24 protein-coding genes and 6 pseudogenes are annotated in these 22,434 nt (G+C 68.0%); 10 read left to right on the top strand and 20 right to left on the bottom strand.

The window, feature by feature from the left end; translation table 11 throughout:
• Window positions 1-696: 696 nt before the first annotated feature.
• The 7 genes and pseudogenes from QFZ67_RS38000 to QFZ67_RS37970 all read right to left on the bottom strand — a co-directional run.
• Window positions 697-1,569, bottom strand: coding sequence for an IS3 family transposase (locus tag QFZ67_RS38000; protein WP_307659178.1), 873 nt, complete (start codon window positions 1,567-1,569; stop codon window positions 697-699).
• On the bottom strand, window positions 1,566-1,874 hold the full coding sequence (locus QFZ67_RS37995; RefSeq protein WP_307659177.1) for a transposase: 309 nt from the start codon (window positions 1,872-1,874) through the stop codon (window positions 1,566-1,568). The genes QFZ67_RS38000 and QFZ67_RS37995 overlap by 4 nt, the downstream gene beginning before the upstream one ends.
• Before the next feature lie 600 nt (window positions 1,875-2,474).
• Entirely contained in the window at window positions 2,475-3,020 is a 546-nt protein-coding gene (locus QFZ67_RS37990; RefSeq protein WP_307665566.1) for a DUF4238 domain-containing protein, read from the bottom strand.
• Window positions 3,021-3,082: 62 nt separating this feature from the next.
• Window positions 3,083-3,976: a phosphorothioated DNA-binding restriction endonuclease gene (locus tag QFZ67_RS37985; RefSeq protein WP_307665565.1), complete on the bottom strand. Its 894-nt coding sequence runs from the start codon at window positions 3,974-3,976 to the stop codon at window positions 3,083-3,085.
• Window positions 3,977-4,149: 173 nt separating this feature from the next.
• Window positions 4,150-4,368: a hypothetical protein gene (locus tag QFZ67_RS37980; protein ID WP_307665564.1), complete on the bottom strand. Its 219-nt coding sequence runs from the start codon at window positions 4,366-4,368 to the stop codon at window positions 4,150-4,152.
• A complete protein-coding gene (locus tag QFZ67_RS37975) occupies window positions 4,365-4,499 on the bottom strand; it encodes a hypothetical protein (RefSeq protein ID WP_307665563.1) in 135 nt (44 codons plus the stop codon). The genes QFZ67_RS37980 and QFZ67_RS37975 overlap by 4 nt, the downstream gene beginning before the upstream one ends.
• 65 nt (window positions 4,500-4,564) lie before the next feature.
• Window positions 4,565-4,744 (bottom strand): annotated as a pseudogene (locus QFZ67_RS37970) (BlaI/MecI/CopY family transcriptional regulator); the annotation flags it as partial.
• A gap of 332 nt (window positions 4,745-5,076) precedes the next feature.
• Here QFZ67_RS37970 and QFZ67_RS37965 point away from each other — a divergent pair.
• Window positions 5,077-6,159: a TerC family protein gene (locus QFZ67_RS37965; RefSeq protein ID WP_307665562.1), complete on the top strand. Its 1,083-nt coding sequence runs from the start codon at window positions 5,077-5,079 to the stop codon at window positions 6,157-6,159.
• A gap of 181 nt (window positions 6,160-6,340) precedes the next feature.
• Window positions 6,341-6,583 (top strand): hypothetical protein, encoded by a 243-nt coding sequence (locus tag QFZ67_RS37960; protein ID WP_307665561.1) that lies wholly within the window; start codon window positions 6,341-6,343, stop codon window positions 6,581-6,583.
• A gap of 428 nt (window positions 6,584-7,011) precedes the next feature.
• On the opposite strand, the gene QFZ67_RS37955 is transcribed toward QFZ67_RS37960, so the two are convergent.
• A complete protein-coding gene (locus tag QFZ67_RS37955) occupies window positions 7,012-7,899 on the bottom strand; it encodes a universal stress protein (RefSeq protein ID WP_307665560.1) in 888 nt (295 codons plus the stop codon).
• A 384-nt stretch (window positions 7,900-8,283) separates the two neighbouring features.
• The gene (locus QFZ67_RS37950; protein WP_307665559.1) at window positions 8,284-8,472 is read right to left on the bottom strand and encodes a hypothetical protein; all 189 of its coding nucleotides are present in this window, start codon (window positions 8,470-8,472) and stop codon (window positions 8,284-8,286) included.
• Between the two features lie 254 nt (window positions 8,473-8,726).
• On the opposite strand from QFZ67_RS37950, the pseudogene QFZ67_RS37945 reads away from it, so the two are divergent.
• From QFZ67_RS37945 to QFZ67_RS37935, 3 genes and pseudogenes are all read left to right on the top strand, one after another.
• A pseudogene (locus tag QFZ67_RS37945) lies at window positions 8,727-9,178 on the top strand (TerC family protein); the annotation flags it as partial.
• 11 nt (window positions 9,179-9,189) lie between these two features.
• Window positions 9,190-9,426 carry a DUF6186 family protein gene (locus tag QFZ67_RS37940; protein ID WP_307665558.1) on the top strand — a complete coding sequence of 79 codons (237 nt, stop codon included), beginning with the start codon at window positions 9,190-9,192 and terminating at the stop codon, window positions 9,424-9,426.
• 25 nt (window positions 9,427-9,451) lie between these two features.
• On the top strand, window positions 9,452-9,811 hold the full coding sequence (locus QFZ67_RS37935; RefSeq protein ID WP_307665557.1) for a DUF6256 family protein: 360 nt from the start codon (window positions 9,452-9,454) through the stop codon (window positions 9,809-9,811).
• A gap of 173 nt (window positions 9,812-9,984) precedes the next feature.
• Here QFZ67_RS37935 and QFZ67_RS37930 read toward each other — a convergent pair whose 3' ends face one another.
• The 5 genes from QFZ67_RS37930 to QFZ67_RS37910 all read right to left on the bottom strand — a co-directional run bounded on the left by QFZ67_RS37930 (window position 9,985) and on the right by QFZ67_RS37910 (window position 14,082).
• Window positions 9,985-11,019 (bottom strand): cyclopropane-fatty-acyl-phospholipid synthase family protein, encoded by a 1,035-nt coding sequence (locus QFZ67_RS37930; RefSeq protein WP_307665556.1) that lies wholly within the window; start codon window positions 11,017-11,019, stop codon window positions 9,985-9,987.
• A 49-nt stretch (window positions 11,020-11,068) separates the two neighbouring features.
• Window positions 11,069-11,380 (bottom strand): hypothetical protein, encoded by a 312-nt coding sequence (locus QFZ67_RS37925; protein WP_307665555.1) that lies wholly within the window; start codon window positions 11,378-11,380, stop codon window positions 11,069-11,071.
• A 335-nt stretch (window positions 11,381-11,715) separates the two neighbouring features.
• Window positions 11,716-12,171 (bottom strand): hypothetical protein, encoded by a 456-nt coding sequence (locus tag QFZ67_RS37920; RefSeq protein WP_307666113.1) that lies wholly within the window; start codon window positions 12,169-12,171, stop codon window positions 11,716-11,718.
• A 221-nt stretch (window positions 12,172-12,392) separates the two neighbouring features.
• Window positions 12,393-13,130, bottom strand: coding sequence for a MerR family transcriptional regulator (locus tag QFZ67_RS37915; protein ID WP_307665554.1), 738 nt, complete (start codon window positions 13,128-13,130; stop codon window positions 12,393-12,395).
• Between the two features lie 40 nt (window positions 13,131-13,170).
• Entirely contained in the window at window positions 13,171-14,082 is a 912-nt protein-coding gene (locus tag QFZ67_RS37910; RefSeq protein WP_307665553.1) for an alpha/beta fold hydrolase, read from the bottom strand.
• A gap of 531 nt (window positions 14,083-14,613) precedes the next feature.
• Here QFZ67_RS37910 and QFZ67_RS37905 point away from each other — a divergent pair.
• Entirely contained in the window at window positions 14,614-14,886 is a 273-nt protein-coding gene (locus QFZ67_RS37905) for a DUF1036 domain-containing protein (RefSeq protein WP_307665552.1), read from the top strand.
• Between the two features lie 839 nt (window positions 14,887-15,725).
• On the opposite strand, the gene QFZ67_RS37900 is transcribed toward QFZ67_RS37905, so the two are convergent.
• The 4 genes and pseudogenes from QFZ67_RS37900 to QFZ67_RS37885 form a co-directional block, all read right to left on the bottom strand.
• Window positions 15,726-15,959 (bottom strand): hypothetical protein, encoded by a 234-nt coding sequence (locus QFZ67_RS37900; protein ID WP_307665551.1) that lies wholly within the window; start codon window positions 15,957-15,959, stop codon window positions 15,726-15,728.
• A 63-nt stretch (window positions 15,960-16,022) separates the two neighbouring features.
• Window positions 16,023-16,412, bottom strand: a complete 390-nt coding sequence (locus QFZ67_RS37895; protein ID WP_307665550.1) for a hypothetical protein — start codon at window positions 16,410-16,412, stop codon at window positions 16,023-16,025.
• 368 nt (window positions 16,413-16,780) lie between these two features.
• Window positions 16,781-17,095 carry a TetR/AcrR family transcriptional regulator C-terminal domain-containing protein gene (locus QFZ67_RS37890; RefSeq protein ID WP_307665549.1) on the bottom strand — a complete coding sequence of 105 codons (315 nt, stop codon included), beginning with the start codon at window positions 17,093-17,095 and terminating at the stop codon, window positions 16,781-16,783.
• Between the two features lie 204 nt (window positions 17,096-17,299).
• A pseudogene (locus tag QFZ67_RS37885) lies at window positions 17,300-17,449 on the bottom strand (IS30 family transposase); the annotation flags it as partial.
• A 114-nt stretch (window positions 17,450-17,563) separates the two neighbouring features.
• Here QFZ67_RS37885 and QFZ67_RS37880 point away from each other — a divergent pair.
• Window positions 17,564-18,223, top strand: coding sequence for a bifunctional 2-polyprenyl-6-hydroxyphenol methylase/3-demethylubiquinol 3-O-methyltransferase UbiG (locus QFZ67_RS37880; protein ID WP_307665548.1), 660 nt, complete (start codon window positions 17,564-17,566; stop codon window positions 18,221-18,223).
• Window positions 18,224-18,376: 153 nt separating this feature from the next.
• On the opposite strand, the gene QFZ67_RS37875 is transcribed toward QFZ67_RS37880, so the two are convergent.
• Window positions 18,377-18,652: a helix-turn-helix domain-containing protein gene (locus QFZ67_RS37875; protein ID WP_301890701.1), complete on the bottom strand. Its 276-nt coding sequence runs from the start codon at window positions 18,650-18,652 to the stop codon at window positions 18,377-18,379.
• Between the two features lie 62 nt (window positions 18,653-18,714).
• On the opposite strand from QFZ67_RS37875, the pseudogene map reads away from it, so the two are divergent.
• Window positions 18,715-19,480 (top strand): annotated as a pseudogene (map, locus tag QFZ67_RS37870) (type I methionyl aminopeptidase).
• A 180-nt stretch (window positions 19,481-19,660) separates the two neighbouring features.
• Window positions 19,661-20,101 (top strand): annotated as a pseudogene (locus QFZ67_RS37865) (transposase family protein); the annotation flags it as partial.
• A gap of 176 nt (window positions 20,102-20,277) precedes the next feature.
• On the opposite strand, the pseudogene QFZ67_RS37860 reads toward QFZ67_RS37865, so the two are convergent.
• Window positions 20,278-21,684: pseudogene (locus QFZ67_RS37860) on the bottom strand (IS1380 family transposase).
• Window positions 21,685-22,005: 321 nt separating this feature from the next.
• On the opposite strand from QFZ67_RS37860, the gene QFZ67_RS37855 reads away from it, so the two are divergent.
• Window positions 22,006-22,404: a DUF6221 family protein gene (locus QFZ67_RS37855; protein WP_307665547.1), complete on the top strand. Its 399-nt coding sequence runs from the start codon at window positions 22,006-22,008 to the stop codon at window positions 22,402-22,404.
• The last annotated feature ends 30 nt before the right edge of the window (window positions 22,405-22,434 follow it).

The raw sequence follows: 22,434 nt of genomic DNA, 5'->3' as shown, positions 1-22,434 counted from the left end.
AGCGCCGGTGATCTCCGCGTTGGTCACGGTCCCGAACTTACTTGTCCGGTACGACAATCCGGCCCAGGACGTACGACGCAACCCGTCGCTCGCAGGTCGAGGTACGGCTGCGACACCGAGATAGCCAGGACCCTCAACCCAGCACCGGCATGCCCATGGCGACATCGGGATACAGGAAGGCGCCGATCCCTGTTTGACTCACTTGAAACAGAGAACGGGCCGAAAGCAGCCGGTGATTCCTGGGGCGATGGCGACAGCCTGGGCCTGGATCCCCATCTGCCGGTCGAGTTCGGCGCGGCGTTCCTCCGAAGGAAGTCCCCAAGCCCAACCGCTCCCTGCTCAACGCGCTCGACTTCCTGGCCAAGCAGCAGGTCGAGCAGGGCCCCGAGCCTCTCCTATACGCGGCGACCAGCCCCAACGCCGTGGCCTGCGGCTGCTACGGGGCTGCCGGACGATTCGGCCTCGTCGGCCCCACCGGCGATGCCCGGATCACTCGTCGCGCCCTCGACGCGACCACCAACACCCACCTGTGTCGCGCGGCGACTGACTGGTCGAGCCGCAGGTCGTCCTTCTGACGTATTCATCATGGAGGCACGGTCATAGCCCTTCAGCTGGCCAGTGGAACCTGGAGCCGCCTCTGTGTCAGGGGCTTAGACTGAGCTTGTTCCGCTTTGACGGACACCGTCGGTGTGGTGGTCAGGCCGCGAGTGCGGTCTCGTAGTCGGCGGGACTCCGGTAGCCGAGGCTGCTGTGCAATCGGTGCAAGTTGTACCAGCCTTCGATGAAGTCGAAGATCGCGGTGCGGGCGGCGGCCCGGCTGGGCCAGGCGGTGGTGCCGAGCAACTCGCGCTTGATGGTGGCGAAGAACGACTCGGCGAGCGCGTTGTCCCAGCATTGGCCGGTGCGGCCGACCGAGAGCCGGATGCCGAACTCACTGCTGAGGGCGGCGAATTCGGTGCTGGTGTATTGGCAGCCGCGGTCCGAGTGAAAGATCACCGACCGGCTTGGGCGACGCTGTCGACAGGCAGATCGCAGGGCATCAGCAACCAGCTCGGTCCGCAGGTGATCAGCGGTTGCCCAGCCGACCACCCGGCGCGATGCGATGTCGATGACAGTCGCCAGATAGAGCCAGCCTTCCTCGGTCGGAACGTAGGTGATGTCACCGCACCAGCGGGTGTCGATCGCCATGGGATCAGGAGCGAAATCACGCAGGACCAGGTCGGGGCGGGTGGCGGCTCGCGGGTCTGGGATCGTGGTCAGTTGTCGGCGTCTGCGATGACGGCCCTGCAGCCCGGCATTGCGCATCAGTCTGGCGATCCGGCGCCGGCCGCAATCCTGGCCTGCCTGTTGCAGGGCAGCGTGGATGCGCGGAGAGCCGTAGGTGCCCCGCGACCACTCGTGGACTTCGGTGATCCTCCCGGTCAGCTCGGCATCGCGGACCGCCCGCGGTCCGGGCTTGCCGCCGCGGCGGGCATAGAAGGCGGTGCGGGAGACCTTGAGCAGTTCACATGCGCGCTTGACGTTGTGACCGTCCTGCTTCTCCGCCTCGATGAACGGGTGCACGCTCACCGGGTCTCCTTCGCGAAGAAAGCCGTTGCACGCTTGAGGATGTCGACGTCCTCGCGCAGGCGACGGTTCTCCCGCCGCAACGCGGCCAACTCCTCACGCTCGCTGCTGGTCAGGCCGTCCTTCTCGCCCGCGTCGACCTCAGCCTGGCTGGCCCACAGCCGCACCGCGGTCTCCGTCAGGTCGAAGTCCTTGGCGATCTGACCGACCGAACGGTCACCACGCCGGCACAGTTCAACGATCTCGGCCTTGAACTCCGGCGTGAACGAACGGCGAGGCCGAGGCTTCTTCTTCCCCATGCTCTCCATGATGGACATCCTTCCGGGGCAGAACCCCTGATCTCAGATGTCCGTCAAAGCGGATCAAGCCCAAGACATGATGCCAATGTGGTGAAGAGGCCTAAGACCGATCACGCCGGGGCCACAGCGGAACTCAACGAAGCCGGTTGCCAACCGCTGGAACCCTACCCGGGGCGCACATCGTTACCGTGGCTGGTCCAGTGCCTCAACAAGCGTTGCCCCGGCAACGAGACCCCGTTCAAGGTGTACCTCAGCTACATCCGTAACCCGGTGTACGGGGGTGCTGGGTGTGGGCATTGCCGCAAGAGGCGACGAGCGGAGGAACGCCGTGCGGAAATGATCACTCGTGGTCGCATCCTGCCAATGGAGATCGTCCACGACGTGAAGCAGTCCGTGCGTGCGTGGTGCCTCCGCTGCTGGAACGTCAGCTCCCCCCCGCCTGGACAACATCCGTTCGGGACAAGGTAGTTGCGAGAGCTGCGGTGGCAAGGCCCGGTTTCCCGACGAAAGGGCACGTCAGATAGCCCGCGCCTGGGGCTACGAGCCTGATCCTGGGGTGCCCTACAGGAACGATACGCAGAGGTGGCCGGGCCGATGTCTTGCCAAGGGTCACTTCTGCGACCCGTCCCTGAATGCTCGCTTCAGTGGTGGCCCATGTGCAGGGGTTTTGAAGTCGCGGAGCTTTTCCCGGTAGGCAGTGACTGCCCGTCGCCCGGCACCGACTGGCGTGTTCAGCTGCATGATGCGGACGTAGAGGTCCGACATGAGCTCGATCTCGCGGCGCTTGCGGAGCCCGCGGACGACTTGGAAGGCCGTGAAGATACAGATGTCCGTCTTGTCATCGGGCGTGATCGGGCGCCCCCAGGTCATGGCCGACGTCACGCGATGCAGCGCGCTCGAAGCTCTGCCCTCGACCCTCTGCAATACCTGCTCCATGCGCCCATCCGGCTCACCGTGAATGTTCTGGAACGTGTAGAAGTCCCGGATGGCCAGATCGGTTTCTTTGCGCAACCCAGGCGTGGGGGACCTACGGTCACGGACCCAGAGTTGGTTCTGGGAGTTGGCGAACCGGCGGAGATAGAAGGCGGGCACCGTGTGGTGCCGGGCTCCTACCTGTTGGCTCGGATCGGCGTTCTCCAGGTCCCACTCGTCCATGCCACGAGCCTTGCACGAGGCACTGACATTCGGCGAAGGAGCCAGGGGCGGCGGTAGATCCGTCAAGCCAGCGTGGCAGGGCGTGGAGCGCCGTGGAAGACCTGACTGGTGTGCCAGACGCGATGGGCTGCTGCGATACGGCGGGTGCCCGGCTGGGGGCCGATGAGGGGGCGTCCCGCGAGAGATATGACGTGTTCGCGTGCAGCGGTGCTGCTGCCCACGAAGCGCTGCGAGACCAAGATGCGGTGCCCGTCGCCGACGCCGAGGACACCCTTGTCGAAGAGCTTGTGGTGCAGCGAGCACAGGCACAGCCCGTTGTCGACGTCGTCCGGGCCGTCGAATGCCCACCAGCGTACGTGTGCGCCCTCCAGTCCGACCGGCACCCCGCCGATCCTGCCGTCGTAGCCGCAGAAGGCGCATTGATATTCGTAGGCCGTCAGTACCAGCTCTCGCATGTGCCGGTCCCGTTGCCTTCGTGCGGCCGAGAGCCGTTCGGTCTCGCCCGGTTGCGGCTCCAGGCCGACGGCTTCACACAGCTCGCCGTGGAGCGAGGGTGGAAAGTGCAGATCGAGCAGCAACCTGGCAATCCGACCGAGCAGTTGCGGTTCGCGTCGTAGCGCTGATCTCAGTTCTGGTGCAAGCCGCCCGGCGGCACCCCATTCCCGAAGTTCTCGTACTCCGCTTCCGGGGCTGCCGGGCCCGCGGTCGGTACGCACTTCCCATACGCCGTCGCTGACCAAGTGGTGGAACGGGTAAGCCGGCGTCGTTTTGTTGGGAGGGCCGTACTCAGTGAGCAGACGCTGCAGGTCCTCCTCCACTGCGCTGTACCGCAGCTCGGCCTCGGCGTCTTCCTGGAACCGACCGAGGGCATAGAGGAGCAGCAGCGGCTTGTGAGGAGCGCGCGTCCCGCTTCGGGTCCACTGCCTCAGCTTCGCGGTGCGCTCGAGCCAGTCCATGGCCAGTGATCGTAGTGGGGCCTCTCCGGTCGCGGGCGGGCTGGGCGACCGGGGCCGGAAACCGCTCGGGCAACGGAGCGTGAACCGAGCGGAGCTCACGGGCGGCGCGGACGGCGCGGGAGTGGGCCCGCTTTGGGCGTCGTGCTGCGGTGCGGGAGCACCGGCGGGATGGGTCAGCAGGGGAACTTGTCGGCCAGGAGTCGTGCGATGGCCCAGTCCTGCATGGCGACGCCCACCATCTTGAACACCGTGCGCTTGCCGTGGTCGGCGGGGGCGGAGGTCAGGGCGGTGCCCAGCTCGGTGAGGTCATCCTGGGTGTGGCGCCGGCCTGAAGGGCGTGAATGATCTCGCCGGATTCTTCGAGGATGGTCGTCCAGTTCGTCGATGATCACGGTGCGGCCAGCAGTTCGTCCGGCAGTTCGCGCATGGTGGGGCGGAAGGCGCCGATGGCGTTGACGTGCACCTGGGCGGGCTGGGCGGATTCGGGGAAGAGCGGGCTGGTCGCGGGCGTAGCGCAGCACACGATGTGGGCGTCGCTGACGGCGGAGGCCGGGTCGGTGGCGGTGCGCCGTCGAGGTAGAGCGCCCGTCAGCTGCCCGGACCGCTGCCTGGGTCACGCGGTCCGTCGGGGCCGAGCCGGATCCGCAGCGAGTGCTCCTCGTCCGGCGATAGCTCGGCGACAAACCGGCTCAGCACGGCCTGCCGGTCACTCTCCCCATCCAGCAGCCGGTGCATCCGCAGCGCGGCCAGTCCCGCCTCGTCGACGACGGCAACTCCACACCTACGAGCGGCCCAAGCGGTGACGGACCACGGCCCCCATCATCTTCTACGGCGTTGTAGATTCTTGACTCCGCCGTCACTGAACCAGGGGCCCGGGCAGGACACAGGCGCCAACATCTTCCGCAGATTCTCCTTCGGCCCCGGCTGCCGAGGCCGTGGTACCCGGACTGTGTGGACACACACCCGCGCCTACGACCGACCAGAGCCTGGCTCACGCGCGTCCCCGTGGCGGATGCGGGCGACAAGGGGGACGTAGTGGGTCAGACTTTCTGCAGAGGGAGCTTCCGTTTCCCGCCCCCGCCCGTGTGAGGGGTCTCCCGGTGCTCGATGTCCCGCTCTGGCTGTGGACGGCGTTCGCCGTCACCGTGCTCGTGTCACTGGCCGTGGACCTGCTGGCCCACCGGGAGGCGCATGTCATCGGGTTCAAGGAAGCCGCCGCCTGGAGCGGAGTGTGGGTCAGCCTCGCCCTCATCTTCGGCGCGGTCGTCTTCGTCGTCCTGGGCACGACACCGGGGGTTGAATATACAACCGCGTGGCTGCTGGAGAAGAGCCTCTCGGTCGACAACCTGTTCGTCTTCGCGCTGATCTTCGCCTACTTCAGAGTGCCGCGCGCCTACCAGCACCGCGTGCTGTTCTTCGGCGTCATGGGCGCTCTGGTATTCCGAGGGATCTTCCTTGCCGCCGGTGTCGCCGTGGTCAGCCGCTTCACCGCGGTGCTGTTCGCCTTCGCGGCGGTCCTGTTCTACAGCACCTACAAGATCCTCAAGGGGGAAGAGGAGAGCTTCGACCCGGGCAAGAGCTTCGCCGTGCGGCTGCTGCGCAAGGTCATGCCAGTCCGGGACGAATACGCCGGGATGAGGTTCTTCGTCAAGGAGGCCGGCAAACGGGTCGCCACCCCGCTGCTCGCCGTCGTCGCCGCGATCGAGGCAGCGGACCTCATCTTCGCCGTGGACAGCGTGCCGGCCGTGCTGGCGGTCAGCGACGACGCCTTCATTGTCTACACCAGCAACGCGTTCGCCATCCTCGGTCTGCGGGCGCTGTACTTCCTGCTCGCGGGCCTGCTGGACCGATTCCACTACCTGAGCAAGGGCATCGCACTGATCCTCGCCTTCATCGGCGTGAAGCTGATCCTCCAGGCAACCCACAAGACGATCAACAGCAGCATCCCGGAGATCCCGTCACCGGTTAGCCTGGCGATCATCGTCACAGTCCTGGCCGTGTCCGTCGCACTGAGCATCAGGCGCCCCATCCAGCCTGCCGCGGAAGGCACTGCCCCGGCCGGACGGAACGGGAACGGCGTCGCCCCCGTCTCGGCTGACGAGCACCTTCCGGCGGATGGACGGGAGTCGGGGGCCGGGGCGGACGAGAACCGGCGGCCGGGCGACCCGCCGCAGGGCAGCTGACCCAGTCACCTCCCCCTGCAGTCGCCCTTGACTCGGCTTGCCCGACGTTCTCCATTGCCATCACCGGATCAGCCGACACTCCGGGCAGTCGCGACTTCACCGCGCCCCACTCTCGGCGTCTGCGCCACAAAGCCACTACAAAATTTGTACCAATTTATTGCAATTTGCTTATCCTGGATATATGCGCAGCAACGAGCGTGACACCGGGCCGCAGGCAGGACACGTCTGCCCCGCCTGCAAACACCCCGTGACCACGGTGATCAAGCGACACAAGACGCTTGGGACCTTCGTCCCCCTCTGGGCTCCGGGCCCCTGCCACAACCCCGACTGTCCGGAGTTCGAGCCGGAGTGGGTGCGCAAGGAGCCGGAACGCGACGGACCGGAACGGCAGGAGCCCGGACAGCGGGAGACAGAGCCTTCGTGACGCGGCTCGGCCCGGCGGCTCTGTGGCCGTATGGGGCGCGGCGGCCGATCAGCCAGCCGCAGCAGTTGATGGGTTCCAGGCGATCAGTACGGTCGCGACAGGCGCCGGCACCGCCGCGACCGTACTGCCCGCGCCCACCAGGAACTGCTTGAGCCGGGCGCTGAGGACCGCTGAGCTCTGTGTCCACGTCCACCGCTCGCGATGCCGGAACGGGCGGTGAGTAGAACATTGAATTCGGTGCCGGTCCAGCCGCGTGCTTCTCCCGCTGGTGCTCGGGGGACAGAAACTGGCGGCGTTCCTCCGGCTGGCAGCGATCGGGCCGGTGATGGCAGGGAGCTGACTGGTGTCCACAGCCTCACCGCCGAGGCAGCGCACCGCGCGGGTCACCCAACCTTCCGCCAGTTACCGGCGGGCCGCCGGAGAGGCGGTCAGAGGTCGGAGCGCACCACAGTGACCGGGCAGTGGGCGTGATGGAGGGCGGCCCGGCTGACCGATCCCAGGAGCCGGCCGGTAAATCCGCCGTGCCCGCGTGCGCCAACCACCAGCAGTTGGGCGTCCGCGCTCGCTTCGATCAGTGCCGGGCGGGTGCGCCCGCGGACCAGACGGGGCTGTACGGTTACGCCCGGGTACAGGTCGCGGTGTCCTGAGAGGGCCTCGGCCAGCACTCGCTCTTCCTCCTGCCGGAGCCGGTCCACGTCGCCCACCAGCTCCGTCAGGTCCACCGGGTGGCCCAGGGCGTGCTCGCCGTGACCGGTCCAGGTGCTCCAGACGTGGAGCGCGACCAGGTCTGTGCCCCGCAGGACGGCCTCAAAGAAGGCGAAGGCAATGGCGGGCTGCCCTCGTGGGGAGCCGTCGACAGCCACCAGCACCGGACCGGCCGGGTCCGGGCGTCCTCGAACGACCATCACCGGGCAGCGGCCGTGCGCGCTCAGATGTACGGCGGTGGAACCCAGGAGCAGCTCGGCGAAGCCCTCGGAGCCTCGGTGGCCGACCACAATGAGCTGCGCCGTGCGCGACTGTGCTTGCAGGACCGTCGATGCCTCACCCGCGATCACGGCGTGGCTGACGTGCAGGCCCGCGGCCTGGCTCCGCGCGCGTTCCACGGCGTCGGCCACGATCCGTTCGACCGTTTCGTGCAGGGCGCCGGTGGCAGGTCCCAGCGGCGACGAACCGGGCGGTGCGTGCATGGCGGGCCACAGAAAGGCATGCACCACGCGCAGTCCCACACCTCGCAGCGACGCCTCTTGGGCTGCCGCGTCTACCGCTGCCAGGGCCGAGGGCGAACCATCCACTCCCACTACCACCGGCCCGTTCATTGCCTGCTTCTCCCCCACGAGGCGCCCGTAGTCAGGCGCACGCCACCCCGGGGCACCGTCGCACAGGAGCCCGGTGCACATGGGGCGCTCGCCTGCCGTGCTGTCTTCTTCCCCAGCTTCCCCCGGGCCCTGGCCCGGGGCCACAGGGCGCCCATTGGCCCGCGGTACGCCCCCGTGCGCCGCGGGCCTGTCCTGCCGGTGCGCCGCTCGGGGCGCACGAGGGAGAGGACCTTTCGGTAGGCAGCACGGACAAGGGGGGCCGGAAACTGCCGTGCCACCGTCACGCCGACACGTCGGTCAGTGGCACGCCCTCCGAGACCCCGGCACCGGGCGACGCCCAGGCTCAGAACGCCCGTGGGGACATCACCGTCTCCGCCCCGTCGATCACGGCGGTACAGCGGGGCGTGCCGGGCCGGGCGTGATGCGTACGCTCACGGGCAGCGGAGGATCGGTGGGCAGTTCGCCGGTGAGGATCAGGGGCCGGTTCCCATGGGCCTCGGCGCAACCGGTTTCCTTGCCGTCGACCAGCAGCTTGACCGCCCCACGATGGCCGCCATCGATGTTGACGGTCACCGAGTGCCCCCTGGCGTCAAGGTGAAAAATGGTGACTCCGCCCCATCACAAGTCTCCCTGAGGGATCCGCAGTCTCTACCCGAAGCATGCCCCCGCTCGCTCGTCCCCGACCCTCCAGAAGGGCGAGGCCGGTGGAGCCCGACTTGCTCCGCCCGCGTCCACGTGGCCCTGGTTGTCGCCCAGTGCAGTGAAATGCCGCAGACTCCCGTGCAGGGGCCCGCGTATCGGCGTGGGCCGCGGAGAAGGTGACCGGAGTGCTTGAGGTCCCGCTCTGGCTGTGGGGGCGTTCGCCGCGACGGTGGTGGTGTCGCTGGCGGTAGACCTGCTGGCCCACCGCACCGCGCATGTCATGGCTTCAAGGAGGCCGCCCTGGAACGCCCTGTGGGTGAGCCTCGCTCTGATCTTTGCCACCGCCAACTTCCTCGTCCTCGGCGCGACAGCCGGCACCGAATACACCACCGCGTGGCTGCTGGAGAAGAGCCTGTAGGTGTACAACCTGTTCGTCTTTGACGTGATCTTCGCCTACTTCAGGGTGCCCCGCGCCTACCAGCACCGGTTCCTGTTCTTCGGCGTGATCGGCGCCCTCGTCTTCCGCGGGATCTTCCTCTCCCTCGGCGTGACCGTCGTCAGCCGCTTCACCGCGGTGCTCTTCGCCTTCGCCGCCATTCTCTTCTACAGCACCTTCAAGCTCCTCAAGGACAAGGACTGGGAGCCACAGTGACAGAGCATCCGGTGATCGGCTACCTCGTCTGGACCCTGCTTTTCGGCGCCCTCTTCGCCTGGGAAGGCATCGGCCTGCTGCGGCCGCACGACGGCTTTCCCACCCTCAGCGACGCAACCAGGGCCGTCATGAGCTACCCCGTCGGCCGCTGGGCCCTGTTCGCCCTGTGGCTGTGGTTCGGCTGGCACACCTTCGTCCGCGGCTGGCACTTCCTTCTCCAAGACCCCTCCTGAAAGCGATCACGACCAGGAGCCGGCCATGCTGCCCGTGTCCCTCAACATCACGCTCATGCTGACCGGTTATCTCCTGGTCATGGGCTTTCTCGGCCTCGGCCTGCTCATCATGCGACGCCACCCGACCAGACCCTGGCCCCTTGCGCGACGGCTCGCGGCAGAACCGGCCGGGCGCGGCTGGCCCGCACTGGTCCGCCAAGTCGCGGGCACCGCGCTCGGCGGATACATGATGCTTGTGGCCGTGGCGGTCGGCTACTACCACGGCGTCGCTCACCTGGGAGGCCGATTCCTCTCGAGCGCGGTCACGGGCCCCGCGCTGCTGGTCGGCATCACCCTGCCCGCGTTCTTCCTCACCTCATGGGTCGCCACACGCCGGCGCAGATAAGACCCGGCCACCGGCGTGCAGTGGTAAATCCGCGGCCGCTGTCCCACGCCCCCTGCATCGATGACCTCATCGGCTCCGCTCCAGCGTCGGGCGTGAGCTTGTGGTGGGCTCGCCCCAGCGATCCAGAGCGCCGCGTGCGAGCGAGCCCGGCCGCGGCAGTCGGGGAAGGCGACTCACACCTTCTCGAAGACCATACGAACGACGGTGAAGCGGCCCTCGCGCATGAACCGGAGTGCGGTCTTCTGCTCCCTGATGATGTCGGACACCGCGCTCTCACCGATGAGTTCCGCGCCGCGTCTCCGGTTGGCCTCAGCCCGCTCCAACCAGCTCTCCACCGTGGACACGCCGTCGCTCGGATCGTTTCGCGTCTCCACCATGCGGAACAGGCCCCGGCCGGCTTCGGTCAGTTCGTCCCGGGTCGGCAGGAAGCACTCCGGGAACACCTTGCGCGACGCGTGAAGACCTTCGCGTACGTTCTTGACACCGCCGTAGACGCCCTTGAGGCCAAGGCGTTCCCTGGCGACATGACTCCCGCCGCGCGGGGCCAGTTGCTGGGGAGGAAGCACCAGGGAAGCAAGCCAGCCGCGGTCATTCCAGGCGTTGGCCTGCAACGACAGACGCCCGGCCGGCCGCAGCCAGGAATGGCAGCGCTGAAAGAACTCGCGGTATCGGGCGACACGCTTCGACCGCCACATGGTATTCCCGGCGAAATGCTCGATTGCCTCGATGGCGATGATGGCGTCATAGGACCCGCCTGGTTCATGATCGAACCAGTTCTCGAGCCGGACCTCACAGCCCGGCCAGTGCTGGTCACGGGCCCACGCGGCCTGGGCGGGACTCATCGTGATCCCTACCGCGCGCTTGACGTGGTGGGTCTCCACCAGTCGGTGCAGGAGGCTGCCGTAGCCGCAGCCGACGTCGAGCACCCGTTCCGCGCCCACGGCATGCGCCGCCTCGGCGTGGTAGTCGAGCTTGCGCAGCTGGGCCGATTCCAGTGTGTCGCCCTCCTCCCACATGCCGTAGGAGAAGACGAGCTCGGGGCCCAGCGTCAGCCGGTAGAAGTCGCCCAGGAAATCGTACTGATGAAGGATCGCCTTCGACGACGTCCCCTTATAAGAGGATCCCTTCTTGGCTCCGTGCGTCACGCTACCCACCAGTCCCTTTTCGGCGATGCAGGCCGGAAGGCCAGCGCAGGTCACCCGTTCCACATAACCGTGTTCCAGGACCAAACCGGGGTCACACACCCGGCCTCGGACCTCAACCCGCCCGATCGGACGCAAGTCTGACCAGGGGCGGCGGGACGGTGAACCGCTCCTTGCGGTCCCCGGGGTACTCAGGGCCCATGGGGATGGTCTCCCGGAATCGCACGGCTTCGTCCCCGGCCCCCGGGGCCTGTCCCATCGTCAGCGTGGCCTTGAACTTCCCCACCCAGCCTGTGCCCTCATACGAACGGCAGGAGCCAAGCGCCTGCTTGAGCTGTGCGAAGACCTGCTGGGCCTTCCCGTCCTCATAGGCGACAAGCGTCGAGCCGCCACCCCAGATGTCACCCTTCCAGTTGAAAACCTGCAAGACGACGGTGGATGCGCCCCTGGCGGTCGCGGAGGATCGCGTAGAGGACGTTCACCTTGCGCCGGGCCAGCGCGATGAGCGCATGGTGGGCCGACGACTTCCCTGACCCACCGGCCCACAGTGGTGCGGTGTATCCCGTTGCCGCCGGCCAGATCGCCCGGCCGCTGGTCACAGCGCAGCACCGCCAGCACGAGGTCGGCAATCTTCCCCGCGGGCAGGGCCCGCCACCGTGAGTCGATCTTCTTCAGGTGGCCGCGGATCAGGTCGGCGAGCCAGTTCAGGTGGCACTCGACAGCCGACTGGTTACGTCCTATCGGTGCCCGCCTCCGGCGCCGCTACTGGCGTACGGTGAACCGCCCGTCGAGGCGTTTGTGCAGCCAGCCGCGGTCGGCGAGTTTGGTCATCTTGGCGCGCAGCGGTTCCACCTTGCCGCGCACCGTCACCTCCGTGCCCAGCTGTTCGCCGACGCCCCTGACCTGGACCGGACCGTCGGCGGCCCGCACGATCGCCAGGATCTTGCGGTAGTCAGCGGGCATGGCGGCCTCGTCGGGAGTCTCGCTGCGGTGCGGGATCAGCAGTACCGCTCGCCCTGCCACCCGGGCGGGAGTTGGGGCAACGGTCGCGGCGGCCTCCTCCGCGGCCCGGTTCTGCTCAGCCAGCCGGTTCCGGACCCGCTCGGCGATCACCAACTCCTCCCGCTCGGCCTGGACCTCCTGCAGCTGCTTGACCAACTCCTCGGCGAGCGTGTCAAGTTCACTCCGGTGAGCTGGGATCCGCTCCAGCTCCTGCATCCCCACGCCCTCCCACGCTCTCCTGGCGTACCGGCCCGGTGGCGGGTCGTAAGAGCGTCACGCCAGTCGGCGCAGCAGAACCCGACAACGCCTCCGGCCGACGAGCCGGAAGATCTCCACCACGGGCAACGGCTGGCGACCAGCGTGAGTATCCCGCCCGCCCCTCACACCAGACCCGCGACCTGAAGACTTCATGTTGCACAGTGCCCGCGGTGCTGGCTTCAGCTGTCGTGCCCGGCGGTTCGGCGCCGCTTGGCGCGGTGGGCGAGCGCATCGACGATGCGTTGCCATGCCGGTGATGCCTCGGAGATCCGGGAAGAGACCAGCTTCAGGTAGCCTGCCCGGTTGCTGTCTCGTTCGTGTTTGATCTCCCATGCGTCCAGGTCGTCGATGAGCCGGTCCAGGCGTGGATCGTACGGATCCCAGTCGACTGATTGATCACAGGCGAGATACAGGCGTGTCGTCTCGGGGTCGTCGAAGCCGGCGTTCTTGTCCCGTATCCGCTGCGGCATGACGTGCGGGTCCAGTGCCTGCATCAGGATCCACGAGTCGCGCTCGAGTCGTACCCTCCGTTCGCTGACCCCGAGACTGCGCATCCGGTTCAGGATGGCGACCACCTCGGGCGGCAGGACAAGCCCTTCGCCGCTGTCCAGTTCGGCGATCCGGCGGCGATATTCGGTGAGCTGGTCGATCTTGCGCTGCAATTCCGCGTCGATGTCGGTGACGGCCGCGGCGAATTCGGTCGGCTGCGCGTGCAGCAGCGCGTCGATACGGGCCAGTGGCACCCCCGCATCGGCGAGGGTCCTGATCCGGATGAGATCCACCGCCGCTTGCGCGCCGTAGCGGCGGTAGCCGGAGGCATCGCGCGCGGGCTCGGGCAACAGGCCGACGTGGTGGTAGTGGCGAACGGTGCGCACGGTCACGCCGGCGGTTGCCGCGAGCTGGCTGATCGTGAGCACCGTCCGCCTCGGGTCTTCGTGCAACGTGGTCGTGCCGAGTCTAGGGGCGAGCTCGGTCGACGACGTCGCGGATCGCCTGGACCACGGCATCGGGGCGGTCGAAGCTGAGGCGGTGGTGGACGGTGTCGGAGAGGATGCGTTGTTCCCCGTGCGAGACCGCGCTCACCAGGGCCGCGTCCATTCTCGTGTGGCCGTCATGCATCTCTTGCAACGTCCGCTCCGACGTCAGCGCCTGCTGGGCGGGGTCGGTGCCGACCACGGTGAGAGCAACCACCGGGACGTCGGGAATGTTCGGCCCGGTCCGCAGTTCGGTGGCGAGTTCGGCCAACTTGGTGCGCTCGGCGATGCCGACGTGGGTCCATTCGTCACTCACCTTGGCATCGACCAGCGCCTGCCGCACGTGCTCCGGGTAGTCCGCGAGCAACTCGGCGTACATCTCGCGCCGGGCCGGGCGCATCTGTTCCAGCTGCTCCCAATCAGGTGCCATCTGCTCGACCGCGGCCAGACCCGCCGCGGGAGGCATGAAGTCGTCCCAGTCGCGATGGAAGGCGTCCAACCAGACCAGCCCGGCCACGTCCTGCGGGTACAGCTGCGCGAACCGATGCGCGTAGAAGCCGCCGAGGGAGTGCGGCACCAGAACGTATGGGGCGGCGATGTTCTGGGCGCGCAGCAGCTCGCGCAGTTCCGTGGCGACCGCGGCGGCGGTGCGCGGCAGCGGAAGGGGATCGCTGTAGCCCGTGCCGCCGCGGTCGTACACAACGGCGGTGGTGAACTGCGAAACCCCCTGCTGGACACCGAAATAGTCCAGGCCGACCGCGCTGGCGCCCGGCAGGAACACCACGGCCGGTCCGCCGCTGCCCGACCGATTCACGAAAATGCGGCGGCCTTCGATCTCCTGGAACCCTCCGATCGGCGGGGCGAGCCGAGCCGAGGAAGTGCTGTTGTTCGTCATGCGACCAGGCTCCGACCCTGACGCAGGGGCAGGGTCAACCCCTTCCACCGCCGCACCCGAAACATGCGCAGCCGTTCAACGCGCTGCCGTGCGGCTGATCGGAAGTTCATCGCGAGGCACGTTCATGCCGCTGACCGCGTGACATGGCGCGCTGCCCGGCTCACCCTCGTGGGTGGGCGCGGCCGCTGCGGTTTCAACGTCCCCGCTGCCAATGAGCGAGACTGATGCCGGTCCCGCCCCGGGCCGCACGGGGCCTCCAGCCAGCCGAATACCGGTCCAGCGTATGCGTCCTCGCTGGGTACGGGCGCTGACGCCGCCTTCCCGTGGGGAATGCGTGATGGCCGATGATCTTGTCATTGGCCTCCTGCCCATAACCAGGGAGCGTCTGCCGACACCCACGCACGCCAGACCCGTGACCTGCAACTTCAGGATGCACACTGCCCATTGCGCCGCGCGGCAGCATTCCACAAACGTCACTCGCCGAGCGATGGCGGCAGAGCATCGAAGCCTCAGGGCAGGAGGGGAGCTGACATGCCAATCTTCCGGAACCAGTACGCCAAAGTCTGGGTAGCTGCCATGATCTACGACCCCGAAGCGTGTGGTGGCGAAGGCAAGGACTTTCAAACCATGGGCTGGTACAGCCTGGTACCCAACGAAGCGAAGTACCTGCAGGCCGGCTACCGACAGCACTTCTACTGGTATGCCGAAGCCGACGACGGACGCACATGGCCTGGCCCTTTCGGTCCGGTATGCACCCTGATCACCGCATTCAGCGGATGCTTGGGCATGTCGGCCAGGCGCTGATCGTGCCGCAGCACAGCCAAGACGATCACCGCGATCCTCCCGGGCGGCAGCGCCCGCCACCTCGACCGTATCGCTTTGAGATGGCGTCGCAGCAGGTCGGTGAGGTAGTGCAGGGTGTGCGTGGACAGCGGCAGGCGGCACTGGTAGACCAGGGACACGGTGTCTCCGGCGTGCTCTTTGGTTTTCGTCAGCCACCCCCGGCCCACGGTCCGGGACCAGCCGCACCGCCCGACCTGCCACCTGGACCACCGGCGACCCGGCCTCCGTGCGCTCGTCGGCGAGCCGCTCGCTCATCCGCTGCCACACCCGCTCGGCCACGGCCAGCTCATCGCGCTCAGCTCGTACCTCCGACAGCTGTTTGACCAGCTGCTCTTCGAGTCCGTCCAGCTCCGCACGCCGCGCGGCGATCCGCTCCAACACCGCGGGATCCACCGTGGGCCCGGAGGGTAGGAGCGGCACCCGCGACGACGGACGGGAATCCACAAACCCACTCCTGCCAGACGATCTACACCCCAGACTGCCGCCCACGACCAGCACGAGCACCCCGAAACGACATCACACCCAGCACCCTGACCAGCCACTTCAAGATGGCGCAGCTTCACTGTGCCGCCCCGCGGCACCGGGGCGGTCGCCCTCCGGGGCGGCCGAGGATCACAACCCCCGGCCCCTGCTGCACCGTGAGAGGGTCCACAGTGGCGGTCACTTCCGGGTGCGACCGCTGAGGGTAAGCGGCCGGTGGATCGCCGTGTACCTGGACTGAGCCCGCGTCTACCACCACGTCAGGGGGTTGCCATTCGACCGCAGCCCATACCCTTGCTGCCGGTAGCTGCCCCCTCGGCTCAAGCGGCACGCCCAACGCGCAGCGCGGCCCGGGCTCGGGCAGCTCCCGCCGCGTACGGGTGCGGCTCCCAGTCGTTGTCGAAGGGCGCCGGTTCGACGGGCCGCGTGGCGAGCAGCGTTGCGATACGGGTGGCCAGCAGGTGCCTGGCGGTGCGCTGCCGGGCCTGCTCGGACGCCTCTTCAGCGGCCTTCTTCGCGGCGGCGCGGGTGACGTACCGGTGCCAGCTGCGCATCCTCGCTGGGACAGCCAACTGCCGGAGTCGCGTCTCGCCTGATAGCTACAGGGTGCTGGTACGTCAGAGGCCGGGCTGGTCATGGAGTGCAAGTACGACGCCCGCCACCAGCGGAGCGCCCAACACGCCCAGGCCCCACCATAGGCTCGGTCGAGTGCGAGGGTCCACGAAAGCAGCCACCAGCAGCATCACCGCCGCCGGGATGAACAGGAACATCCCCAGGATGAAACCCACTACCGCCCAGGTCAGCAGGCCGGTCCCGATGATGACGCAGGCCCGGACGAAGCGCTGTGGCTCACGCCGCAAGAAGAGCGGTATGGCCGTCGGCATGGCGGTCAGGAAGAAGAGCTCACCGAGCCCGCTGGGCAATCCGATGGCCAGCGCGGGTATCACCGCCACCACAGCAGTCACAGTGAGCGCCGACTGACCCGTACGGACCCGCGGACCTTCCATATTCGCCCCCAAGATTGAACGCGTTCAACTGAACGCGTTCAAGATAGCTGATACCTGCGGACATCTGCGCCAGGGGGATTGGCCCCCGCCCAAACCATGAGCCCGGCCTCGGCCCTATACGGCGGGCTGAGCTCATCCGCGAGTGCCACGCGCGAGATCCAGCTGGTAGCTCTCAGGCACCGATCGCTCAGTAGGCCCGGAGCGCGCGCTCGTTGAGCCGTTCTGGCAAGCTCCTTCTGTGACTGGAGATGGTGCACCTGCAGACGCGACCGAGGCTGAGTGGGAGACGCTGCCTGGCTCGCAAGGAGGGCAGCCGGAATACGCCGGAAACGTGCCTTAGCCCCAGCAGAACGGTGAGGCGGCCCTGGTCAGTTCGAACGCTGGGCGATGAGTAGGCCCAAGCCGTCCAGGATGCGTTGCAGGCCGAACTCCAGTGCCTGGTCCTGCCCGCCGTGCTGGGTCGCCGAGGCCAGCGCGGCGGTGAGGGCTGGGTAGTGCTCGCCGTGCGCCTGCATCAGCTCCCCGAGCGTGACGCTGAGCTGCGCTTCGGGGTTGCCCGCCGGACCCGCCGCGCGGGCCTGTTGGGCGATCCCGCGCACGTGGCCGGCCAGCAGGACGACCGCGTCCATCCGCTCGGCACCCGAGAAGCCGGTGCCGTCCAGTGCGGCGAGGGCCTGCTCCATCCAGGCAAGCTCCCTGGGCCCATGACCCTCGGGCCGACGGTTGCGTCCAGCAGCCATGGGTGCCGGTGGAAGACGGTGACCAGCTGGCGGGCCCAGTCGCCGAGTTGCTCCCGCCAGTCGCGGCGCGGCCCGTTAGGCAGTGAGGCCTCGCCGATTGTGGTCTCCACCATCAACGCGACCAGCTCGGCCTTTCCGGGCACGTACCGGTAGAGCGACGATGGCGGTGTAGCGGGTGGTGCGCTCGACGAGCGTGGCGACCGCCGAGGGCCGTGTGCCCATGACGAGGTCGCCCTCCCAGTGGCCGGGCACCTTACGGTCCTCGACCTCGGCGGGGCGGGTGCTGATGGACACCATGCCGCGGATGACGCCCCGCCCGATGGGCTGGATCAAGTCGAGGACGTCATCGTGGCGACCTTGGAGGCGCAGTCTTGGGGGGAGGGCTGCAGGAACGTATGTATGGTCGGGGCCATGGGCAGCGATGACGACGCTCTTCTAGCGGATCAGATGGCCTACTACAGGGCCGGCGCGGCCGAGTACGACCGGCCCTATGCAGAACGCGAGGACCTGCAGGAGTTGCTGTCTGCGGCCGACGGCCTCCCGATTGCCGGGGATGTGCTGGAGTTGGCCTGCGGAACCGGACAGTGGACCGCGATGCTCGCCGCGCGGGCGCATTCGGTGACGGCTATCGACGCGGCAGACGAAGTGTTGGCCATCGCTCGTGCGCGCACCGCATCCTCCAGCGTCCAGTTCATTCAGGCTGACCTGTTCGAGTGGCAGCCGCCGCGAAGGTACGACACTGTGTTCTTCGCCTTCTGGCTTTCCCATGTCCCGCCGGCGCGGTTGCCCGACTTTTGGAACACCGTCGCCGCCGCGGTCGCGCCGGGCGGCAGAGCGATCTTCATCGACGACGGCCCCTCCGTGGCCGCGGAGGAGGAGGTCCTCGCGGATCAGCCCGTCCCTGCGGCGCTGCGTCGGCTCGATGACGGCAGCCAGTACCGCATCGTGAAGGTGTTCCACGATGTCCAGACCCTCACGGACGACCTCACAGCTCTGGGGTGGTCGGTCCGTATCCGGCCCGTGGCCGGGAACTTCATCGGCATTGCAGAACCGCCGGCCACCATTGGCTAAGTGGGGTCGACGCTCGAAGTCCTTCGGGGGGTTGACATAAGAGTCCGAACCATGCCGTAAGGTGCTCAGCGATCTGGGGTCGTGCGGTTAGGGTCGGTGCTGCCGTGCTACGTCAGGGACGTCTGCTCTCCCCGTCAGTCGGCGCGTGTCTGGTCACGCCGACATGGCCTGCTCGCCGCCTTCGGCGTCTTCCGCGCAGGCGGCGGCCAGGTCATCGAGTGACAGGTGCAGGGCGTGGGCCAAGGCTGCCACGGTGAAGAAGGCCGGGGTCGGGGCTCGGCCGGTCTCGATCTTGCGGAGGGTTTCAGCGGACACCCCGGCGGCTGCTGCCACGTCGACCATGCTGCGGTCACCGCGGGCCTGGCGAAGCAGGATCCCGAAGCGCTCTCCGCGTTGCCGCTCTTGCGGACTCAAAGGAACTCTCACCATGCCCGTGATACTAATACCGGTATAAGTATTGGGTAGCGTCGCATCGCAGGGAGTCACGACACATGGTGGAGATCAAGACCGACACGGCACTGGAGACGATGCGAGAAGCTGGACGCGTCGTGGCCCACGCACTTGCGACTGCCCGCGCAGCGGCAGCTGTGGGAGTTCGCCTGCGGGAGCTCGACGAAGCCGCCCGCGCCGTTCTCACCAAGGCCGGAGCACGTTCTCCGTTCCTGGGCTACCAGCCCTCCTTCGCCCCCATCCCCTTCCCCGCCGTGATCTGCGCGTCCGTCAACGACGCCGTCGCGCACGGCATCCCCGACAACTACCGCCTGCGCGACGGTGACCTGGTCAGCATCGACTGCGGAGCCGAACTCGACGGCTGGACCGGCGACGCCGCGATCAGCTTCCGTCGGCACCCCTCGCCCCGCCGACCTCGAACTCATCGCCGCCACCCAGCAGGCCCTGGACGCCGGCATCGCCTCCGCCACCGTCGGCCACCGGATCGGAGACATCTCCCATGCCATCAGCACGGTCGCCCGCAAGGCCGACTGCGGCATGCCAGCCGACTTCGGCGGCCACGGCATCGGCCGCCAGATGCACGAAGACCCCCACGTCCCCAACCACGGACGACCCGGCCGCGGCTTCCCCCTGCGCCACGGCCTCGCCCTCGCCCTCGAACCCATGCTCATGGCCGGAGGACGCAACGACTACTACACCGACCCCGACGGATGGACCCTGCGCACGATCGACGGCAGCCGAGCCGCCCACATCGAACACACCATCGCCGTCACCGAGGACGGCCCCCGCATCCTCACCCTGCCCTGACCTCGGATCCGCTCACATCCGGCAGCCAGACGCATCGGCCACTCTCGGGAAGCACCGACCAGCGATCACGCTCTTACCGGCGCCGAGCTCTGGTTGGCAGTACAGGCAACCCTCGAACACGGAGCGGACGGCGCGTGGGCGCAGGGTGGTTAACCTCGCCGTTTCGGTAGCGACGGCCAGGGCCGCCTGCTGCTGTCCGGCCTGGTCCGCCCGGGCTGGATGCACGACCAGACCGCCGTGCGCACCGAGGGCATCGCCGAGCAGTTCCGCACCCGTTCCGGCGTGAAGGCGAAGGTCGATTCCGGCTACCTCGGGCTGGCCAAGGAGTTCCCCGGCCAGGTCAGCGCCCCGCCGAAGAAGCCCAAGGACGATGCGTGCGACGGTGACAAGCACGCCTGGCGCGAGACACGGCGGCGGCAGTCCTCGGCGAGGATCTGTGTGGAGCACACCAACGCCGAGCTCCGCCAGTGGGCACCCCTGCGGCGATTCACCGGACGCCGCGATACATACGCCGAGACCCATCTCGCGATCGCCTCACTCGTCTCCGACCGATCCGCGCAGCGGGCCACCCGCCGCCGGACGAGCACCGAACTCGTCCCCGTCCGCGACACCGCCCGCTGATCACCCACCAGCCGAGCCGCCAGGCCAGCACGCCCGAAGCTCAACTTCCCCCGAGACCGTAGTCGTCAGCTGTCAGGTGGGCGAGGTGATTTCGCTGCTTGGGCATGGCGGAGTCCCGGCGCGGTGGTCGGGTTCTCCAAGGCCTTTCGGGTCGTGGACGGTCAGGGGTTTGCTGGTCAGCCGGCGGGACGGGGCAGTGCGGCGAGGCGGTGGAAGGCCGTGGCCAGTTGGTGTCTCCAGGGCCAGGTCGCCGATATCCGCAGGCGCAGGCGTCGGCCGCCGCGGGTGAGGCGGGCGGCGACGTGCAGCAGCCGGTAGCGGAGCTTCTTCGGCTCGGCGGTGGCCAGCTCCCCGTCCAGGAGAAGAACGCGGGTCCAGGCCAGCAGATCGATCGCCGCGAGGCTGAGTTCGAGCCAGACGGCGTTGACGCCGAAGTCGCGGGAGGGGAAGCGGCCGAAGCCGGTGGTCTTGCCGCACCGGATGTGGTCCTCGACGGTGGCATGTCCGCGGTGACGGACTTCGAGGAACTGGGCGGAGCCGCCCCCGGAATACGGGGTGTCCGTGAGGAACACCTGATGGCGCAGGCCCTCGTCCTGGTCGAACAGGGATAGCTGGGCTCCGGGGTGCGGCCGCTCTCGGCGCACGATGATGCGGGTGCCGGCGGGATAGCCGGTCAGGTCGACCATGCCGGTCAGCTCGGCGACCTCGGCGCCATCACGCAGAGTCCCGTCCTGGTCCAGGGCGGGATGCCAGAGGCGGTCGGGCATGGCCCGGACAGCGCGGCGGACCGGCTCGGTGATGGCGTATCCGACCGAGAAGAATGCACGGATTCCTCGTTTCCGCACGTCGCGGACGTGTGCGAGGACGGCTTTCGCGGATCCGGCACTGTCGGTGCGGACGAGGATGTCGGTGCCGTGCCAGTGGGCGTCTGGGATCTGCGCGAGCGCCTGGTCGAGCACCGTGATGTGGTCGGTGGCGGTGTTGGCGCCGGCGTTCCCGGGCCGCAGCCGACCAGACAGTGCCTCGCCGGTGTTGGCGAGGAAGCACAGCAGCGGGTGGAAGCCGAAGCCGCCTTTTTAGGTGGGTGCGGCCTGCTCTTTCTCGGTGTGGCAGGTGACCAGCGTGGCGTCGAGGTCCAGGACCAGCCCGGGCAGAACGCGTCCCGCGGCCCGGGCTGCGGGAATGCCCTCGCCGTGCTCGGCGGCCTGCAGCCAGGCGACTTCCCGGGCCTGGGCACGGGCCGAGCGCAGAGAAGACAGTGCTCTCTCATCGGTGTCGGCGAGCAGCCGCCAGGCCGTCGGTGTCGAGGCGACCGAACCGAACACCCCTGCCTGGTCCCGCAGTACGGCCAGATCCGCAATGGCCTCGCCGCCGTCGGCGAGCATCACCGCCAGATCGGTGGCGATCCGTCCCGGATCATGTCCGGTCCCGCGCGGCCGAAGCGGCCCGAGCGCAGTGGAGTACGCGGCGGTCAGCCCGGTGGCGTCAGCGAGATCCGTCAGCAACCGTGCCCCGGCATGACCGACCACCCCTGAACCATCGGCACTGACCTGGACCTTGGGACGAAACCCGATAGCCTGCACCTGGAAAGTGCCCTCCGCCTGGACCGACAGAACCCCTCAGCAAGGTTCATCGTCCCAGGCCAGGAAGGCACTTTCGCGTTTTCGCCTCACCAGTCGCTGTACCCAAGCGAAACGGCGAGGCTAGTGCTTCCGGACTCCGGTGCGTACGAGGTGAAGGTGCGGCGGCGCGTCTCTGACGGACCGGAGCAGCACGACACCCGCGTGTGGCCGAACCCCCGGCCTGCCGAGCAGTCCGGCCGCGGACTGGATCACCAGGTCCAAGCTCCCCCACAATGACCTGGCAGTCACCGCACAGCACGTCACGAGAGGAAGCACCGTCGCATGGCCGGCAACACAGACATGGTGACCTTCATCGAGGCGCGGCTCACCGAGGAGGAGCAAGTCGCGTGGGACGCCGGCGGCGCGAGCTGGAGGTGCCCGGCCGATGTGCCTGGAGAGGTCCACGACAGAAGGTCCGGTATCGCGTTCACGGTGAGGGGAGCCGGCTACGACCGGCACATCGCGCTCCAGGACCCGGCTCGCACTCTGGCCCGCATCGAAACCAGCCGCGTCCTGCTCAGCGAGTACACCGAAGTAGCCGACCGCGACACCGACCGCCCGACCGACGACTACACCTCCGGCCGTGCCGTCGGACTCGGCTTCGCAGTACGCCAACTGGCCGCCGAATACGCCTGGCACCCCGACTACAAAGCGAAATGGCTCCCCCGATTCATCCGATAACGCCCACACAGGTATGAAGAGCCGAACGGT

The organism is Streptomyces sp. V1I1, assembly GCF_030817355.1.
Taxonomy (GTDB): domain Bacteria; phylum Actinomycetota; class Actinomycetes; order Streptomycetales; family Streptomycetaceae; genus Streptomyces.
This window is presented reverse-complemented; position numbering and strand designations above follow the sequence as displayed.

Excerpts from the sequence above, each read along its gene's own strand:
- QFZ67_RS37995 (WP_307659177.1), bottom strand. The coding sequence starts at position 1,874 with ATGGAGAGCATGGGGAAGAAGAAGCCTCGGCCTCGCCGTTCGTTCACG.
- QFZ67_RS37990 (WP_307665566.1), bottom strand. The coding sequence starts at position 3,020 with ATGGACGAGTGGGACCTGGAGAACGCCGATCCGAGCCAACAGGTAGGA.
- QFZ67_RS37985 (WP_307665565.1), bottom strand. The coding sequence starts at position 3,976 with ATGGACTGGCTCGAGCGCACCGCGAAGCTGAGGCAGTGGACCCGAAGC.
- QFZ67_RS37960 (WP_307665561.1), top strand. The coding sequence starts at position 6,341 with ATGCGCAGCAACGAGCGTGACACCGGGCCGCAGGCAGGACACGTCTGC.
- QFZ67_RS37955 (WP_307665560.1), bottom strand. The coding sequence starts at position 7,899 with ATGAACGGGCCGGTGGTAGTGGGAGTGGATGGTTCGCCCTCGGCCCTG.
- QFZ67_RS37935 (WP_307665557.1), top strand. The coding sequence starts at position 9,452 with ATGCTGCCCGTGTCCCTCAACATCACGCTCATGCTGACCGGTTATCTC.
- QFZ67_RS37920 (WP_307666113.1), bottom strand. The coding sequence starts at position 12,171 with ATGCAGGAGCTGGAGCGGATCCCAGCTCACCGGAGTGAACTTGACACG.
- QFZ67_RS37910 (WP_307665553.1), bottom strand. The coding sequence starts at position 14,082 with ATGACGAACAACAGCACTTCCTCGGCTCGGCTCGCCCCGCCGATCGGA.
- QFZ67_RS37905 (WP_307665552.1), top strand. The coding sequence starts at position 14,614 with ATGCCAATCTTCCGGAACCAGTACGCCAAAGTCTGGGTAGCTGCCATG.
- QFZ67_RS37900 (WP_307665551.1), bottom strand. The coding sequence starts at position 15,959 with ATGCGCAGCTGGCACCGGTACGTCACCCGCGCCGCCGCGAAGAAGGCC.
- QFZ67_RS37895 (WP_307665550.1), bottom strand. The coding sequence starts at position 16,412 with ATGGAAGGTCCGCGGGTCCGTACGGGTCAGTCGGCGCTCACTGTGACT.
- QFZ67_RS37890 (WP_307665549.1), bottom strand. The coding sequence starts at position 17,095 with ATGGAGCAGGCCCTCGCCGCACTGGACGGCACCGGCTTCTCGGGTGCC.
- QFZ67_RS37880 (WP_307665548.1), top strand. The coding sequence starts at position 17,564 with ATGGGCAGCGATGACGACGCTCTTCTAGCGGATCAGATGGCCTACTAC.
- QFZ67_RS37875 (WP_301890701.1), bottom strand. The coding sequence starts at position 18,652 with ATGGTGAGAGTTCCTTTGAGTCCGCAAGAGCGGCAACGCGGAGAGCGC.
- QFZ67_RS37855 (WP_307665547.1), top strand. The coding sequence starts at position 22,006 with ATGGCCGGCAACACAGACATGGTGACCTTCATCGAGGCGCGGCTCACC.